This is a genomic window from Pseudoalteromonas sp. NGC95 (assembly GCF_015864705.1).
Classification (GTDB): Bacteria; Pseudomonadota; Gammaproteobacteria; order Enterobacterales; family Alteromonadaceae; genus Pseudoalteromonas; species Pseudoalteromonas arctica.
In genome coordinates this window covers 1-17,997 of record NZ_JADYWR010000007.1, presented here as the reverse complement: position 1 = coordinate 17,997, position 17,997 = coordinate 1, and the positions used below count along the sequence as shown (strand labels likewise).

18 protein-coding genes and 1 pseudogene are annotated in these 17,997 nt (G+C 37.6%); 16 read left to right on the top strand and 3 right to left on the bottom strand.

The window, feature by feature from the left end; translation table 11 throughout:
* Window positions 1-59: 59 nt before the first annotated feature.
* Window positions 60-1,751 carry an alkaline phosphatase D family protein gene (locus I6E70_RS08125; protein ID WP_197188478.1) on the bottom strand — a complete coding sequence of 564 codons (1,692 nt, stop codon included), beginning with the start codon at window positions 1,749-1,751 and terminating at the stop codon, window positions 60-62.
* 297 nt (window positions 1,752-2,048) lie between these two features.
* On the opposite strand from I6E70_RS08125, the gene I6E70_RS08120 reads away from it, so the two are divergent.
* The 15 genes from I6E70_RS08120 to I6E70_RS08050 all read left to right on the top strand — a co-directional run bounded on the left by I6E70_RS08120 (window position 2,049) and on the right by I6E70_RS08050 (window position 13,330).
* A complete protein-coding gene (locus tag I6E70_RS08120) occupies window positions 2,049-2,321 on the top strand; it encodes a hypothetical protein (RefSeq protein WP_007580717.1) in 273 nt (90 codons plus the stop codon).
* A 235-nt stretch (window positions 2,322-2,556) separates the two neighbouring features.
* The gene (locus I6E70_RS08115) at window positions 2,557-3,135 is read left to right on the top strand and encodes an LON peptidase substrate-binding domain-containing protein (RefSeq protein WP_024591092.1); all 579 of its coding nucleotides are present in this window, start codon (window positions 2,557-2,559) and stop codon (window positions 3,133-3,135) included.
* 68 nt (window positions 3,136-3,203) lie between these two features.
* Window positions 3,204-3,827 (top strand): sigma-70 family RNA polymerase sigma factor, encoded by a 624-nt coding sequence (locus tag I6E70_RS08110; protein ID WP_010552978.1) that lies wholly within the window; start codon window positions 3,204-3,206, stop codon window positions 3,825-3,827.
* Complete coding sequence (locus I6E70_RS08105; RefSeq protein WP_024591091.1) at window positions 3,820-4,500, top strand: ChrR family anti-sigma-E factor; 681 nt, start codon at window positions 3,820-3,822, stop codon at window positions 4,498-4,500. Before I6E70_RS08110 ends, I6E70_RS08105 begins: the two co-directional genes overlap by 8 nt.
* A gap of 8 nt (window positions 4,501-4,508) precedes the next feature.
* Entirely contained in the window at window positions 4,509-5,462 is a 954-nt protein-coding gene (locus tag I6E70_RS08100; RefSeq protein ID WP_197188477.1) for a YbgA family protein, read from the top strand.
* Window positions 5,462-6,856: a deoxyribodipyrimidine photo-lyase gene (gene phrB / locus I6E70_RS08095; RefSeq protein WP_197188476.1), complete on the top strand. Its 1,395-nt coding sequence runs from the start codon at window positions 5,462-5,464 to the stop codon at window positions 6,854-6,856. The genes I6E70_RS08100 and phrB overlap by 1 nt, the downstream gene beginning before the upstream one ends.
* Window position 6,857: 1 nt before the next feature.
* Complete coding sequence (locus I6E70_RS08090) at window positions 6,858-7,286, top strand: nuclear transport factor 2 family protein (RefSeq protein ID WP_007580706.1); 429 nt, start codon at window positions 6,858-6,860, stop codon at window positions 7,284-7,286.
* 2 nt (window positions 7,287-7,288) lie between these two features.
* Window positions 7,289-7,999, top strand: a complete 711-nt coding sequence (locus tag I6E70_RS08085; protein WP_197188475.1) for an SDR family NAD(P)-dependent oxidoreductase — start codon at window positions 7,289-7,291, stop codon at window positions 7,997-7,999.
* Entirely contained in the window at window positions 7,996-9,252 is a 1,257-nt protein-coding gene (locus I6E70_RS08080) for an NAD(P)/FAD-dependent oxidoreductase (protein ID WP_197188474.1), read from the top strand. Before I6E70_RS08085 ends, I6E70_RS08080 begins: the two co-directional genes overlap by 4 nt.
* Window positions 9,245-9,982 (top strand): DUF1365 domain-containing protein, encoded by a 738-nt coding sequence (locus I6E70_RS08075; protein WP_010552975.1) that lies wholly within the window; start codon window positions 9,245-9,247, stop codon window positions 9,980-9,982. Before I6E70_RS08080 ends, I6E70_RS08075 begins: the two co-directional genes overlap by 8 nt.
* Window positions 9,983-10,019: 37 nt before the next feature.
* Complete coding sequence (locus I6E70_RS08070; protein WP_165735776.1) at window positions 10,020-11,282, top strand: SAM-dependent methyltransferase; 1,263 nt, start codon at window positions 10,020-10,022, stop codon at window positions 11,280-11,282.
* On the top strand, window positions 11,260-11,760 hold the full coding sequence (locus I6E70_RS08065; RefSeq protein ID WP_007580697.1) for a DUF2878 domain-containing protein: 501 nt from the start codon (window positions 11,260-11,262) through the stop codon (window positions 11,758-11,760). The genes I6E70_RS08070 and I6E70_RS08065 overlap by 23 nt, the downstream gene beginning before the upstream one ends.
* Before the next feature lie 54 nt (window positions 11,761-11,814).
* Window positions 11,815-12,303, top strand: a complete 489-nt coding sequence (locus I6E70_RS08060) for a chalcone isomerase family protein (protein WP_165725497.1) — start codon at window positions 11,815-11,817, stop codon at window positions 12,301-12,303.
* 1 nt (window position 12,304) lies between these two features.
* Window positions 12,305-12,844, top strand: coding sequence for a DUF3833 domain-containing protein (locus tag I6E70_RS08055; RefSeq protein ID WP_165725498.1), 540 nt, complete (start codon window positions 12,305-12,307; stop codon window positions 12,842-12,844).
* Between the two features lie 210 nt (window positions 12,845-13,054).
* Window positions 13,055-13,330 (top strand): HU family DNA-binding protein, encoded by a 276-nt coding sequence (locus tag I6E70_RS08050; protein WP_002962474.1) that lies wholly within the window; start codon window positions 13,055-13,057, stop codon window positions 13,328-13,330.
* Between the two features lie 92 nt (window positions 13,331-13,422).
* Here the strand turns inward: I6E70_RS08050 and ilvN are convergent, their stop codons facing one another.
* Together ilvN and I6E70_RS08040 are read right to left on the bottom strand one after the other, a co-directional pair.
* Window positions 13,423-13,920 (bottom strand): acetolactate synthase small subunit, encoded by a 498-nt coding sequence (ilvN, locus tag I6E70_RS08045; protein WP_007580691.1) that lies wholly within the window; start codon window positions 13,918-13,920, stop codon window positions 13,423-13,425.
* Complete coding sequence (locus I6E70_RS08040; protein ID WP_197188473.1) at window positions 13,920-15,644, bottom strand: acetolactate synthase 3 large subunit; 1,725 nt, start codon at window positions 15,642-15,644, stop codon at window positions 13,920-13,922. Before I6E70_RS08040 ends, ilvN begins: the two co-directional genes overlap by 1 nt.
* A 490-nt stretch (window positions 15,645-16,134) precedes the next feature.
* Here I6E70_RS08040 and I6E70_RS08035 point away from each other — a divergent pair.
* Window positions 16,135-17,880, top strand: a pseudogene (locus I6E70_RS08035) (immune inhibitor A domain-containing protein); the annotation flags it as partial.
* Between the last annotated feature and the right edge of the window lie 117 nt (window positions 17,881-17,997).

Below are 17,997 nucleotides of genomic sequence, written 5' to 3'. Positions count from 1 at the left end.
CACGTTTTATAAAATATGCGAAGAAGGTAAATAATACATTTACCTTCTTTTTAAAAGTATTAGCCTTTATAAACACTTTGGTGTTGAGCAGCAATGTTGTAGCTTGGAGAGTTTATGTTATCTATATAGCGCCAATCGGTTGTGATTTGCTCTTTAGTAATAGTCAGTAACATATATCCACGGTGTGATAAGTCACAATAATTTAAGTCGTTTATTAGCAATGTAAGCGAGTCAGCCATTTGCTTTGCTTGTGCTGTATTAAGCGCTAAATAATGCTCCATACCCGGGGATGTAACACCAGGTGTTGCAAACTCTACTCCTACGCTTTCGCCTTTTGCATTTTTTAATGTGCCATGCCACGCATTGTGCGTATCACCTGCAACCACGACTAACTTTTTATTTAATGCGGTAATGCTTTTGTATAATGCTTCGCGCTCGCTTGGGTAACCATCCCACGCATCTAAATTATAAGGCATTAAAGTATTTACGCGTGCGAGTTGCTCGGGTGTTACCGCTTTATGAGCTAACACTGCTTTTTTAATGGTAACAAGCTCTTTTAACACCTGAGGTATTTTAGTGCGATCGGATTGCGAGAATATTTCAGTAGGTAGCCACATTTTAGTCATCAATACTTGCTGGCCCAATACTTGCCATTTTGCATTTGATTTAGTTATTGCACTGGTGAGCCAGTTTAGTTGTGTGTTACCTAGTAAATGCCTATTTTGATTATTTAAATCACTGACAAAGCGCGCAACATCCATTTGCTTGGTCTCGGGGTTTTTGTAGTCGCTGTAAGCGAGTTGTTTATCGCGTGCTATTACGCGCGTATCTAGCATATGTAAGCTTATTAAATTACCAAAATCGAAGGTGCGGTATATTTGCGGGCTTTGTTCGCCCATAGGTGGCCTAATTGGCAGCCATTCGTAATAGGCTTGAATAGCTGCTGCGCGACGCTTAAAAAAATCACCTTCATCAGGGGTATGATTTTCAGCACCACTTTTATAGGTATCGTTGGTAACTTCGTGATCATCCCATATTGCGATAAAAGGCGCTGCAGCGTGAAGTGCTTGTAAGCCTTGGTCTGTTCTGTAAATAGCATAGCGCTTACGATAGTCGCTAAGGGTAATAATTTCACCGCTGTTATCGGCGGCTAATTGGCGGCCAATTTTTTCGGCATTTTCGGTAGCGTACCCGCCCATTGGGTATTCGTAAATGTAATCTCCTAAATGCAGGACCACATCTAAATCTTTTTGCTTAGCGGCATCTGTGTAGGCATTAAAGTACCCAGCAGGGTAGTTTGAGCACGACACAACAGCCATTTTAATTTGTTCAACATTGTTTATTGGTAGTGTTTTAGCCCGGCCAATTGGGCTTTGTGTATTCACACCCATAAAACGATAAAAGTACTCTGTGTTTGGAGCAAGTTCTTGCACATCTATTTTTATTGTAAAGTCTCGGCTTTTATCTGTTTGTTCTTGCCCGCTGCGAATAATGTTTTTAAATTGAGAATCACTTGCCAGTTCCCAAGCAACAGTAACTTCAAAATTTGATTGAGAAGTGGTTGCACGTGTCCAAATTATTAAAGCATGACTAAGCGGGTCGCCACTCGCTACACCGTGTTTAAATTCAATAGCCGATAGAGGTTTGTTTATTAATGTTTGAGCACAACCTGTAATGGCACTCGATACTGCGACGGTAAATATGCTTGCTGCTGAGGTTTTTAAAAAATTTCGACGTGATGAAAGAGTCATACTGCACTTTTTGAATTATTTATAGTGGTGTGCACTTTAGCGGGTAGATATGACGTTTTTATAAACGCTAAATGTATTTAGTGTGACGGTATTAATACCTTTAAATCCTTTTATTTATTAACTAAAAAGTAGTCAAAAAATTAAATTAAATGGTTAAATTAACGAGAGGTGAATTTTTAAATTAAAGTAATGCGTGTAAAGTTGTTTAATTACAATTGGTTAAGGTTTGTTTTTATGTTGGCACAACCCTTGAGTATATAACTACGTCTAAACAATACACAAACAAGGAATACCATTATGAAACATTCAATTAAAATCGCTATGGCAAGTTTATTAGTATTAGGTTCTGCGCAAGTACACGCAACAGAAGTGGACCTAGATGTAACTGATATATTAACTCAAAGTGTAGCAAGCTATGTTAAGCAAACCACAATCGAGCTTGAAAAATCACTAAAGGAAACGCTTTATTTTGATGCTAAAACTGTTTTAGAGGGGTTATTAGATGAGCCCGTTTTAACAGATAGCACAACGCTTAAAAATACTGACACTAGTATAAAAAACGTAAAATAAATCATTTAAAGGATTAAAACGATGAGCAGTGAACTTGGATTATTTGCATTAATGTTAGCACCCGTAGTCAGTATGATTAGCGCTTATTACTCGGTTCAAGTGTTTAAAGCTATGGGAGGTTGGTTTAATCTTTAGCCAATTATATAGCTGGTAATTAATTCGATTTATACAAAGCTGATCGACTTAGCAAAAGCGCACGTAAATAAAGGCAGAGTGTTTGAAATAAGTAGACTTTATGAAACGTGCGATTTTTCCATTACCCATTTTTATGTTACCTGAAGGTTATACGCGATTACGCATATTTGAGCCTCGCTACTTAAATATGGTTAAAACCGCATTAAAAAATAATACAGGGTTTGTGCTTTGTACGTTTGAGCATGACACGCCTTTTAATATAAGCGCGCAAGGTTGCCTTGTTGATATTATTGATTTTGACCAAGACGATAACGATGTATTATTAATTGATGTATTTGCATCGCAAAACGTGCAAATTAATGATGTTTATCAAGACGAAGACGAATTACGTCATGGCTTGGTATCGCCTTGTAATACGCCGTATTGGTACAAAGATTCTAACAACCAAATTGGTGAACATTACCTACTACACGACGCGCTTAAAAACGTGTTTCAAGGTAATCCGGAACTTAATTTGTTGTACAAGAAAACTCATTTTGACAAGCTTCCATGGATTGCAGCACGTTGGCTCGAACTCCTACCTGTTTCTATTGAGAAAAAACAGCAACTTGCGTTTGAAACGAATTTTGATAACTTACTGAATTTCCTCCATACTGTGATTAATAACGAATTTGCCTAAATTTTATGATCCTAAATTAATTATTGCCCGTATTACTTAATACAAAAGCAATAACGGGATAAATTATTATGGTAAGTCAACAACAGTCACCACGTTGTGAACCTAATACAGGTAAGTACACTGCCATGCCAGAAACGCCGAGTAAAGAGCTCATGCAAGCGCTTATAGATGTTGCGCAATCACGCGACAAAAAAGCGTTTTCATATTTATTTGAATACTTTGCGCCAAAAATTAAACGCTTTGGAATTAAGCAGTTTGGTGTTGAAGCCCAAGCCATGGAGCTTGTGCAAGAAACATTAACGTCTGTTTGGCGTAAAGCACATTTGTATCATAGTGAAAAAGGCGCTGCGACTACGTGGGTTTATACCGTTATGCGTAACGCTTCATTCGATATGCTTCGTAAAATGAAAAGTAATAAAGAAGAAAATATAAGCGAAGATATTTGGCCGTTACTAAACGACTCACAAGATACGCATCACGAATACAGTGATCATTTAGAAGATAAGCAAATTAAGCGTTATTTAGACAAATTACCAATTGCTCAACGCGAAGTGGTAAGAGGCGTTTACTTTCAAGATATGTCGCAAGAGCAACTTGCACATCAACTTAATATTCCAGTAGGCACGGTAAAATCACGGTTACGTTTGGCCTTGCAAAAATTACGTAATGAAATGGGAGATCAGCATGATTAAACATCACCCGAGTGAAACTTTACTGACACAGTATTGCGATGCATCACTTGCTACATCATTGAGTTTAGCCGTTTCTATTCACGTAGACATGTGCCCTGTGTGCCAAGCTAAAGTAGCTAAAATTGAAGCAAGTAATGCAAATGCATTATTTAGTGAAGAGCCTGCTCAATTTGAGAAACCTCAAACTGAGAAATCTGATTTACTTGAAGAATTTGAACTAAATGTTCTTGATATGATCATGTCTGATGATTCTATCGATGAAGTTTACGAAGTAGAGCCTGTATCTATTAAAGTGAATGAGCATAACTATCAGCTTCCACGTGCTTTAACACGTATTTCTCATAGCAAATTTACACAAGTTGGTAAACTGGCACGATCTCGCGTTTCGCTTGATGATGGTGCGCTGCGTTCTAGCTTGCTACATATTGATGCCGGTGGCGAAATTCCTGAGCATACACATACCGGATTTGAAGTTACTTTACTACTAGATGGTGAGTTTAGTGATGAAGACGGTAATTACGTACCAGGCGACTTTATTTGGCAAGATGGTAGTCATCAACACACACCTTTAACGAAAGATGGATGTTTATGCTTTACAGTTGTCAGTAGTGCGCTACATTTTAATAAGGGCTTCAGCAAGTTACTAAATCCAATAGGTAATTTGATTTACTAAGAGAATATATGCATACAGATATAATAAAAATAGGTATAAGCGCCTGCTTAGCAGGCGAAAAAGTTAGATTTGACACAGGACATAAAAAGTCAAATTTTTGTATGGATGAGCTAGGTAAACACGTTGAATACACACGGTTTTGTCCGGAAGTAGCTGTTGGTTTACCGATACCTCGTCCAACTATTCGCCAAGTTAAAGTGGGCGATACTATTAAAGTATGCCGCCCAGATGGCACCGGCGAAGTAGGCCAACAACTTACTGAATATGGTAAAAAAGTTGCAACTGAACAAGCTAAAGAATTAAGCGGATTTGTATTTTGTGCAAAAAGCCCAAGTTGCGGCATGGAGCGCATTAAAATATACAATGAAGCAGGAACAGGTAATACCTCAGAAGGCGTTGGTTTTTTTGCTGAGCAAATAATGAAGCACAACCCATTATTGCCATGTGAAGAAAACGGACGTTTAAACGACATGCATTTACGTGAAAACTTTGTAATGAGAATTTACGTATTTAAAAACTGGCAAAAATTAGTACAAGAGCCGCTTACGGTTCATAAGCTTACTCAATTTCACTCTCAGTATAAGTACTTGTTGATGGCTCATAACTATCAAGCTTATCGTGATTTGGGTAACCTGCTGGGGACTTATGTAGGCGACGATATAAATGCAGTTGCTGATGAATATATTTTAGATTTGATGACGGGTCTTAAAAAGCCAGCTTCTCGCAGAAATAATTGCAACACGCTAATGCATTTACAAGGTTACTTTAAAACTGATTTATCGAAGGTTGAAAAACAAGAACTTCGTGATGCGATAGATGAATACCGCGAAGGTTTGGTGCCATTGTATGTACCACTTACCTTGTTAAAACATCATTTGAAGGTTCACCCAAATGAGTACCTTGAAAAACAAGTGTTTTTTAACCCTTACCCTCACGATTTAAAACTACGATTTGGTATTTAATGGATACATTATTTTGGTTTAGGCGCGATTTGCGCCTTTTTTCTAACGAAGCGTTAATTCAAGCGCTAAACAATGGCGCTAAACACGCCATTTTTTTTGTGTCTGAAAAACAGTGGCAACAACACCAAACTGCGCCTATTCAGATTGACTTACTCAAGCGCCGAGTTACTTATCTTCAATCTCAGCTTGCTGATTACGGCATTACTTTACATGTTATTGAAGCGCCTAGCTTTTCTGATTGTACGCGTGAGCTTATTGATTTTTGTAAAGCAAACGATGTAAAACACGTAATTGCTAATACAGAATATGAGCTTAATGAAGCAAATCGCGATAAAGCAATTTTGCATAAATGCGATGAGCTTTCTATTACTTTTACTTTGTACGAAGGTGATTTAATTGCACCTGTCGGAACGGTTAAAAATCAAAGTAATGAAATGTATAAAGTATTTACTCCATTTAAGCGAGCATGGTTAAAGCAGTATCAAGATACACACTTTAGTTTGCCACAATGGCCTTTAACTTCTGATTCAATAAAATTTGATGAAAGCGACTTACTAAAAAGTGATGGATGCTCAGATAAGTGGCCGGTTGACGACGAAACACTCTCAACCGTAGTTGATAATTTTATATGTGACAAACTTACAAGCTACGACGATCAGCGTGATATACCCAGCGTAAAAGGCACATCAGGTTTAAGCCCGTATTTAGCACTTGGTATTGTAAGCACAAAACAGCTTCTTATTAATATTCAGCAGCGTTATCCTGATATTTTAACTACGTCAAAAAGTAAAACGTTTACGTGGATTAACGAGCTTGTTTGGCGCGAATTTTACAGGCATTTAATTGCTGAATTTCCGAAGCTTTCGCGCGGTGATAACTTTAACGAAAAGTATAACGCCGTAGTGTGGCGTAAAAGCGAAAATGAATTTACAGCATGGTGTGAAGGGCGTACAGGTTACCCGTTAGTGGATGCTGCAATGCTACAACTAAAGCAAACCGGTTGGATGCACAATCGTTTACGTATGGTTGTTGCGAGCTTTTTAACTAAGCATTTATTAATAGACTGGCGCGAAGGTGAGCGCTTTTTTATGCAGCACCTAATTGATGGCGATTTAGCCTCAAATAATGGTGGCTGGCAGTGGGCTGCAAGTACCGGGTGTGATGCTCAGCCTTACTTTAGAGTTTTTAACCCTATCAGACAAAGCGAGCGCTTTGATCCAACTGGCAAGTTTATCCGTAAGTATTTGCCAGAGCTTGAAAACGTGCCAGATAAACACATTCATTTTCCACACACTTATTTAGCCGCAATAGGTAAAGATAAGGAATGTTACTGGCCAGCAATAGTTGATCATAAAGCGGCACGAGAACGTGCACTTGCTGCATTTAAGGTGTGATATGGATAACCAGTTACCAGTAGATAAATTTGTTGAAATATACCAACAGCTTGATAGCACCAATCTTGATTTATTGAGTGATATTTACTGTGACAACATACAGTTTATAGACCCAATGCACGAAATTAATGGCATTGTAGAATTGCGCAGGTACTTTGCTAACTTATACAGCAATGTTAAGCATTGTCAGTTTGATATTAGCGATTCGTTTAATAGCGGAAACAATGCTTTTATTTATTGGACTATGCACTATGCACATCCAAAGCTTTCATCAGGTAAAACTATATCGGTAGAAGGTCATAGCAAGCTTATTTTTGAAAATGGCAAAATTATCAAGCACAGAGACTACTTTAATGTGGGCGAGTTGCTGTACAAACATATTCCTTTACTTGGTAGTGTTATAAAGCTAATTGATAAAAGGGCAGGTTAATTATGATCACACTTATAACGGGTGCTACTTCTGGTATTGGTGAGCAGTTAGCAATTAAATATGCACAGATGGGAGACACTGTTATAGCTTGTGGCCGTAATAGTGAAAAGCTCGCTGAGCTTGCTAAATACGACAATATTCAAGCATGTAAATTTGATGCAACTAATCTACAAGACATTAAAGAGTCGACAGTTGGCTTTCCTCATTTTGACCGTGTTATTTTAAACGCGGGTAACTGTGAATACATAGATGACGCACGAAACTTTGATAGTGCATTGTTTGAACGTGTAATAAACGTAAATTTACTCTCTATGGGGTATTGCCTTGAGGCGCTACTTCCTAAAATAAATTCAGGTGGTCAGCTTGTTTTGGTCAGCTCAAGTGTTACCTATCTTGCGCTACCTCGTTCAGAAGCTTATGGTGCATCAAAAGCGGGTGTAAGTTACTTAGCAAAAAGCTTAGCTGTTGATTTAGATGATGTTGATGTGACTTTAGTTCACCCTGGCTTTGTGAAAACTCCGCTTACTAATAAAAATGATTTCCCGATGCCTATGGCTGTTACCGCTGAAAAAGCCGCAGATTATATGATTAAGGGAATACATGAGCGCCGAAAAGATGTTCACTTTCCGTACCGTTTTACACTTATATTAAAGGCATTACGTATTTTGCCACTCCCAATTTGGCTTAAAATCGCAAAAGGATTAGCCCGTTGAAAAAAATAGCAATAATAGGAACTGGTGTATCTGGTTTAACATGTGGGCATTTGCTTCATAAACATTACGATGTAACCGTATTTGAAAAAAATGATTATATAGGTGGCCACACTGCAACGGTTGATGTTGATGTGTGCGGCATAAAATACGCAATAGATACTGGCTTTATTGTATTTAATGACAGAACTTACCCATACTTTGAAAAGTTACTATCGCGTATTGGTGTAGATAAACAAACAACGCAAATGAGCTTTAGTGTTCATAACGAAGCCACTGGCTTTGAATACAATGGCCATACGTTTACAAGCCTGTTTGCACAGCGTCGTAATATTTTTAGACCTAAGTTTTGGCGATTATTGTACGACATTGTTAGGTTTAACAAACTGTGTAAAGCACTACATGAAAAAGATGATTACCAATCTAATCAATCATTAGGGCAACTGCTTAGTGACAATCACTTTAATGACTTTTTTAAATACCATTATATCCTTCCGATGGGCGCGGCTATTTGGTCTACCAGTATTAAAGAAATGGAAAATGTAGGCGTTGAATTTTTTGTTAAGTTCTTCTTTAATCATGGCCTTTTAGATGTAACAAACAGACCACAGTGGTATGTAGTACCAGGTGGCTCTCGTCAGTATATTAAGCCACTGATCAGAGGTTTTGCTGATAAAATTAAACTTAATACAGATATTAAATCTGTTACGCGTCAAAATGATGAAGTAACAATAGAGTTTGCCAGTGGTGAGCAAAGTAAGTTTGATAAAGTAATATTTGCTTGTCATTCAGATCAGGCGCTTGCACTACTTGGTGATGCGACTGAGCAAGAAAAGTCAGTATTGGGTGCAATAGCTTACACTGAGAATTCAGTTGTGCTGCACACCGATACAAACCTTTTACCAGATAGAAAAGCGGCATGGGCAAGTTGGAACTACCTACTTAATAACAACACTGATAAAGCAGCTGTTGTTACTTACCAAATGAATATTTTGCAAGGTATACAATCGGATACACAGTTTTGTGTAACGCTTAATCACCTTGAAGGAATAAGCCAAAGTAAAATTTTGCGCGAGTTTACTTATCATCACCCTGTATTTAACCAAGAGTCAATTGCTGCTCAAAAGCTTAAACACAGTATTGATGGACAAAACAATAGTTATTTTTGTGGTGCTTATTGGTACAATGGTTTTCATGAAGATGGCGTACACAGTGGTGTAGATGTAGCCAAGCAACTTGGGGTCGAATTTGACTAGTGCAGTGTATTTAGGCGATGTAAAACATCGCCGTTTTGCTGTTAAAGAACATCGTTTTAGTTACCCTTTGTATATGATGTGGGTAGATTTAAATAATCCTCAACAACTAAATGGTGTGCATAAGCACATAGGTACATCAGGCTTAAAAGCGTTAAAATTTAATGAAGCTGATTATCTTAAAGACACCTCAGAACTTGCTAAACGACCTCTTATTGAGCGTGCGCATGATCAACTTGCCAATTTAGGTATTACTGAAACCTTTTCTCATATTTACATGTTAGGGCAGTTTCGTTGTTTTGGTGTGTATTTTAGCCCTGTTAATTTTTACTTTTTTGGCCACAACGACACCCGTTTTAAGTACATGATTGCTGAAGTGAGTAATACACCATGGAACGAACGTCATTATTATTTAGTCCCTTTAGAAAAAAAAGTGAACTTTAAGAAGGTTTTTTCCGTATCACCTTTTATGAATCTGGATATGAACTATCATTGGCATGTTAAACAATCGCCTGATAAAACATTGATACACATTGAAAATAAGCGAAATGAAGAGTTATTATTTGATGCAACACTTCGCTTGAAACGTAAAGAACTCACTAACGAAGAGATTAATAAGTTGTTTAAACGTTTTCCGGCCATGACATGGTCTATTTTCAAAGGTATTTATTATCAAGCATTAAAGTTGTTTATAAAGCGAGTGCCTTTTTTAGGTCACTCAGGTAAGCCATAAAGCACATAGGTAGTCAGGACAATTAATAGGTATTTTAATGGATAAAGTGTCGAGCTTAAATTGCGAACAAAGCACTAGTTGGTTAACTAATATATATAAAAAATTAGTGACTAAAGCCTTTTCGTCAATTGAAACAGGTCAAGTTGTTTTAATTGAAGGAAATGAGCGTACAGTTTTTGGTGATGTATCGTCTGCGTTAAAAGCAACAGTAACAGTTAATGATAAAGCTATGTATAAAGCGTTTGCGTTATCTGGGAGCGTTGGCGCTGGTGAAGCGTATATTTTGGGACATTGGTCTTGTGACAACTTAACTTCATTCATTGAGATATTTGCTATAAACGAAAAGCAACTCGATGAGTTTGAAAAAAAATTCGCATTTTTTAGTAATATCGCACACCGATTTAATCACATAAAAAACAAAAATTCAGAATCGGGTTCTAAGAAAAATATTGTTGCTCATTACGACTTAGGTAATGATTTGTACGAATCATTTTTAAGTAAAGAAATGCTTTATTCAAGTGCTGTGTATCCTACAAAAGAAGCGACACTTGAAGAGGCTCAACAATACAAGCTTAAACGCATTTGTGAGCAAGTTGAGCTTCAAAAAAATGATTCAGTAATTGAAATTGGTACAGGGTGGGGGGCATTTGCTATATATGCAGCCACACATTACGATTGCCATGTAACAACAACAACCATATCTGATGAGCAACATGATTATGTAGCTAACAAGATTGTTGAGCTTGGTCTTGAAAGTAAAATAACATTACTTAAGCTCGACTACAGACTACTAAAAGGTAAATACGACAAGCTTGTTTCTATTGAAATGATAGAAGCGGTTGGTCATGATTATTTGCCGAGCTTTTTCACTCAGTGTGGTGAGCTCCTAAAAGACGATGGTGCCATGCTTATTCAAGCAATTACTATTGGCGATCAGCGTTATAAGCATTATTTAAAGAACTCTGACTTTATCCAGCAGTATATTTTTCCGGGCGGATGTTTACCATCGCTTAACGAAATGAGTGAGCAGATTAAAAATAATACCGATATGGTTATTCATACTGTTAATGATATTGGTGCTCACTACGCAAGAACATTAGCAGACTGGCGAACTCGTTTTATAAAAAGTTGGCCTGATTTAGACCGCTCTAAATTTGATGAACGCTTTTATCGTTTATGGTTATTTTATTTTGCTTATTGTGAAGGTGCGTTTAGAGCCAGAGCAACAAGTACGGTACATTTAATGGCGCGTAAACCTCGTTTTACTAGTGATAACGATGATATTGCGCTCGGTTACTAATTTTGTTTTATTTCAAGCAGTGTGGTTTTTATCACTGCTGCTTGAAGCCAATTCGCTACTTTTTAGTGGCTTGATTATTGTTTTAATGTTTTGTTTGTCAAAGCAGAAAAAACAAGACTCCTTACTGTTAATTAAAGCCCTACCTTTAGCACTATTGTTAGAATTTATAGCGGTAAAGTTAGGCTTGTTAGAATTTAAAGTTTATCCCTTCCCTCTATGGCTCGTCTTTTTATGGGCTGCATTATTACTTTCTTTGAATACCTCTATGGTTTTTTTGAGTAAATTAAAGCTTTGGCAGGCCTTTTTGGTATGTATGGCATTTGCACCAGCAAGTTATTGGGCTGGTGCGCGCTTTGAAGTAATAAGTTTAGGTTTACCTTTATGGCAATTCTGGCTCGTTTACGGGGCGCTTTGGTCTACAGTGTTTACTGTTATTCTTTTTATAAACCAAAAAATCAAGTTATTCATCAATCGCTGATCTTCCACAATTTCTATTTCGTAACATTACCCATTGACTCAAAGGGAGCTTATTTTGAAATTTTTACTAAAGGCAGTTACTTTTTATTTGCTTACAACTTCAATTGTTTTAGCTAACACACAATTTAATAAAGTAGGCGAAGCACGAATGGAGTATTTATTTTGGGATGTATATGACGCCGTGCTATTTACCCCTTCAGGTAATTACAGCGCAGGAACACATCCTGTTAAGTTTAAGCTTACCTATTTACGTGACTTTGACGCTAAAGAAATAGTAAAAGCAACAAATGAGCAGTGGCAACATCTTGGAAAAGCAGGGCTGGCAGATAAATACGACCGTAAATTGTTGTCTATTTGGCCTGATATAAAAAAGGGTGACTCACTAACATTGGTGACAAATGAGCAAGGTATGAGCACTTTTTATCATAATGATGAAAAAATGGGTGAAATTGATGAACCTCAATTTTCGAGTGACTTTTTAGCTATTTGGCTTGATGAAAAAACCTCTGAGCCAAAACTACGAAAGCAATTATTAGGGAATTAATATGAACATATTAAACACGTTAAAAGCAGCTGTTATGAGCCTATCGGCTCTATTTTTAATTAGCTGTTCGGCACCAAATGTTGAACATTATAAAAATACATCGCCAAATTTCGACTTTAAAACGTTTTTTAGCGGAAATTTGAAAGCCTATGGTGTTGTACAAGACTTTAAAGGCGAATTGACCCGAAAGCTTGTCGTAGATATGAATGCGACTTGGGACGGTAACCAGGGCGTTATTGAAGAAGACTTTATTTATGATGATGGCGAAACCCAAAAGCGAATCTGGAAAATAACGTTAAATGAAGACAATAGTTTAACGGGGACAGCAGCTGATGTTATAGGTACAGCAAAAGGCAAAAGTGACGGCAGCGTATTTCATTGGAATTATGATGTAGAGCTTCCATACGATGGCAGTACTTTAGAAGTGAATTTTGACGATTGGATGTACTTGGTTACACAATCGCGCTTGATAAACCGCACATCTATTGTTAAGTTTGGAATCGAGGTCGGGGAAGTGACCTTAGTTATCGAAAAAATATAGCTTATTTGCCCAGTTGCTTAACTTGCGCCAAAATTGTACTCAAATTAAGTCTTTGTTAACCCAACACGCTGTATTCTACCGAGAATTATTTAAATTTTACTCATTTTTTAAGAATTTAAGCAAAAAATGCAATTTGCTGTTGCTAACTCTTTAAAAATGCATAAAGATAGGTTTTGCGAAGGCAAAATAATAACGAATAGGAATCTAACAATGAATAAAGCTCAATTAGTTGAAAAAATTGCTACTGATGCAGAAATCTCTAAAGCCGCTGCTACTCGTGCTCTTGACGCGTTTACAGGTGCTGTAACTTCTTCTTTAAAAGAAGGTGATTCAGTAGCATTAGTTGGTTTTGGTACTTTCTCAGTAAAAGAACGTGCAGCTCGCACTGGCCGTAACCCACAAACGGGTGCTGAGATCCAAATCGCAGCGGCAACTATCCCAAGCTTTAAAGCAGGTAAAGGTCTTAAAGACCAAGTAAACCCTTAATAGGTTTAACGAATTAAAATAAAAAAAGAGCTATTTAGCTCTTTTTTTTTATGTTTAATAAAGACATCAACTGATGCCTTTATATTATAAATTTATGCTTTTAAGGCTTTATCGCCTCGGCCAATGCCAACAGCACCAGAACGTACAACTTCAATAATATCGGTTTCATGACGAAGTGTGTCTAAAAACGATTCTATTTTGTCTGTACTACTCACTAGTTGCAGGCTATAGCTTTGTCGGCCCATATCTAAAATAACACCCTGGAACACATCAACTACGCGGGTAACCGCTGCACGAGTCGTCTCGTCTTGAGCAAATACCTTAACAAGCAATAACTCTCGCTCAATGTGACTCATTTCTGTTAAATCGATAATTTTAAGCACGTCGACTAATTTGTTAACTTGTTTTGTGATCTGCTCAACCACTCTGTCATCACCCATGGTGGTAATGGTAATACGTGATAACGACTGATCATCAGTTGTACCAACAGTTAGGCTGTCAATGTTGTATGCACGTTGTGAAAAAAGCCCAACAATCCGCGACAGTGCACCTGGTTCGTTTTCTAATAAAATAGATAAAATACGACGCATTATGCTTTTACTCCTTTACGTAACCACATCTCATCAATGCCACCTAACTTGATTTGCATTGGGTATACATGTTCTTTCTCGTCTACAAGAATATCTAAAAAGACTAAACGATCGTTTATGCTCATAGCTTTATCGATTGCAGGTTGTAACTCATCAAGTGTGTTTACTTTAATACCCACATGCCCGTAGCTTTCAACCAACTTAACAAAATCAGGCAGTGAGTCCATGTAAGATGATGAATGACGACCGCCGTAAACCATATCTTGCCATTGGCGTACCATACCTAAAGAGCGGTTATTGAGTGATACAACTTTTACAGCTAGGTTGTACTGCAAGCAGGTAGATAGCTCTTGAATATTCATTTGAATAGAGCCATCACCCGTAATACATACAGATTCTTTACCAGGAAAGGCTAATTTTACGCCCATAGCAGCAGGTAAGCCAAAGCCCATAGTGCCTAGGCCGCCTGAATTTATCCACTGACGAGGATGCTTAAATGGGTAATATTGCGCTGCAAACATTTGGTGCTGACCAACGTCAGAACTTACGTAAGCATCGCCATTAGTGGCTTTATAAACAGCTTCAATTACGGCTTGTGGCTTAATTTTGTCGCCATCTGTGTTGTAGCTTAAACATTTTTGTTCACGCCAGCTGATAATTTGGCGCCACCAATCTTCTTGCGCGCTGCGATCTATTTTAATTGGGCTTTTATCAATGCCCGTTTGTAGTTGTTCTAGCACTGTTGCTAAGCAACCTACAACCGGTATATGCGCTTTGATTGTTTTTGAAATTGAAGTTGGATCTACATCTACATGTACAATTGTGGCATTTGGACAAAACTTTTTAACGTTATTAGTTACCCTGTCATCAAATCGTGCACCAAGCGCTAAAATCACATCGGCGTTTGCCATTGCTTTGTTGGCCTCAAGCGTACCGTGCATGCCTAGCATACCTACAAAGTTTGGATGTACACCTGATATGCCGCCAAGCCCCATTAGTGTATTGGTAATGGGCGCATTTAACGACTCAACTAAATGCGTTAATTGCTCTGACGTATTTGAAATAACAATACCACCGCCAGAGTAGATAACCAGTTTTTTGGCCTCTAGAATAGTTGTTACCGCTTTACGAATTTGTTTTGAATGCCCTTTAGTATTAGGGCTGTATGTTCTTAGCTCTGTTGTTTTAGGAAATTCGTATTCAAACTTTATAGCAGGGTTAAGCATATCTTTAGGAAGCTCAACTACAACGGGCCCAGGACGACCTGTACTGGCTATATAAAAGGCTTTAGCTAAGATTGTTGGGATTTCTTTAGCACTTCTACAGTTAAAGCTGTGTTTAACTATAGGGCGAGAACAGCCCACAATATCAGTTTCTTGGAATGCATCATCGCCAATCAAACTTGTAGGCACTTGGCCTGATAATACAACCATAGGAATTGAATCCATGTAGGCCGTTGCAATACCCGTTATACAGTTTGTAGCGCCAGGGCCTGAGGTTGCAAGTACAACACCGACGTCTCCAGTAGCACGAGCATAACCATCAGCCATATGTGTGGCAGCTTGTTCATGACGTACTAATATATGCTCAATATCATCTTGCTGAAAAAGTGCATCATATAAGTCTAAGACCGAACCACCGGGGTAGCCAAATATGTATTTTACCTTTAACTCTTTTAATGCCTGAACTACTAGTTCAGAGCCATTATATTCTTGTTTGCTCATCCTCATTCCTCTGTGCGCTTTTTTTATGCATAAAAAAACCCCCGCGTAGTGCGAGGGTTTTTAAAAAGCAGTATCACCTTTTAATACATCCCCGCTGGGCTTATAACTAAGACCAGTACGAGTACGACTAAAAGGTTAATTTGTGTGTTCATAGTTTTTACTCTACTTAGCAAAACACTGCTTTTAAATTAAAAATTCTGTATAGGTTTATTTTTAAGGGTTTTGAACCCTTATGTCAACCTTGAAAGTGTTTTTTTGCATTTTAAATTCGTTTTGTAGCTTTTTTTAATTTAAATCTGCAGAAATACTGTATTTAACTGAGTTAACTAGCAGAAATTATGCGTTTTAGGTTGTGTGTTTGATTTTAGTTATAAAAAAGTGTGAAAGACCATTAACTTTTATTGCACATGTTAACTATATGTTTTTATCGCATGTTTAAATTTTTATTATTAGGTATGATTACTACATAATTATGTTTGAGGAAAACACAGTGAAAAAAGTGACGTTAATTGCACTTTTAACTACGCTATTAAGCCCTATAGTAGCGGCTAATAATTTAAGCCCGCATGATGTTGGTATAACTAACGAAGAACGTATTTTATATTGGCTTAAAAAAAGAGACCAAATATCCTCTAGTGAGTTAGATAGTTCATTTAAGTCATATATGAGTAACAAAAACGCTGCCAATCACTCAATTAAAAATGGCTTTAGGCGATTTAAATCTTCCTCTACGGATTTTTCAAACACAAATAAACAACAAGCCGCTTTTTCAACGTCGCTAGTGCCTGATCAAAGCGTTAATGATGTAAAAGTGTTAGCTATCTTAATTGATTTTCCTGACCTCAAACATGACGATAATCGACTTGTAGAGCAAGACACAGATATGTTTTACGCTGATTATTCAACTGAACACTATCAGCAAATGCTTTTTAATACTCAAGGTTATGCGGGCCCTGATGGACAAAGCTTATCAACGGCTGCAGATTATTATAAAGCAGCGTCTGGTAATAGCTTAAATTTTAACGGGCAAGTATATGGCTGGGTAACCGCTGATAGTAATGCAAAAATATATGGTGAACGCCAAGGCAGTACGCGTGATAAAAATGCGCCCGCTTTAGTCAAGGAGGCTGTGGAGAAGGCAGTTGCAAAGTTTAATATTAATTTAGCGGACTACGATTTAACTGATTTAGATGATGTTGATGGCGATGGAATTATTAATGAACCCAATGGCATTATTGACCATGTAATGATTTTTCATTCAAGTATTGGCGAGGAAGCGGGTGGTGGTTACCTAAGCACCGATGCTATTTGGTCGCACCGCTATCATGTATTTGATGAAAATAGCGGGCCGAGCGAGATTGCAGGCAGCAGTATTAAACTCTTTGGTTACACAATTAATCCAATTGATGCTGGGATTGGCGTGGTGGTGCATGAGTTTGGGCATGACTTGGGATTATTAGATGAATACGACTTACAATCTAACACGGTAGGTGAGCCTGTCGCGTCTTGGTCAGTTATGTCAACAGGAAGTTGGGCAGGTTCTCCACGAGGCTCAGAGCCTGTTATGTTTAGCCCTTATGCGCTTGAATATTTACAAAATCGATACCAGGGTAATTGGGTTAATCAGCTCACGCTTGATATGGATGAGATAGATGCTAACGCACAGCAAACATTAATTAATACTGCGAGTACTTCACAACTACAAAGCCAAATAAAAATAACACTGCCATCTCGACTCGAAAAATTTAAAACGCCAGTAGAAGGCGATTTTCAATACTATTCAAATACGGGCGACAATGTTAGTAACAGCTTAGTTAATACCGTAACGCTACCAAACACAACTGAGGCACTTACTTTAAGCTTTATTGCTTATTACAGTATTGAGCGCGACTATGATTTAGTACAGGTAAAAGTAAATGGGGAGCCTATTGCTAGTGATTATACGCAAGCAATAAACCCATACTATGGTGACATTGGTCCGTATATATCAGGTGATTCATTTTTTAATAGTGATGCTAAGCAGCCTAACGGCTATTTAACTCATGAGTTTGATTTATCAGCTTATGCTGGGCAAATGATTGATCTAAAAATTGAATACATAACAGATGCGAACACACATTATTATGGTTTTGTTGTGGATGATATGCGTATTGAGCAAAGTGATACTTTAATTTGGCAAAATAATGCACAAGATCAAATTAACACCGAGTTTAATGGCTTTGAAAAAATAGGGAGCCTGTAACGGATTCTGTGTAACTGCCCGTTGTTAGATTTTAAATATGCTTACTGAGGCGTTCCTCAAATTCAATGATAAAACGACTCATTGCATTACGCCAGTCTCGAATTGGCATCG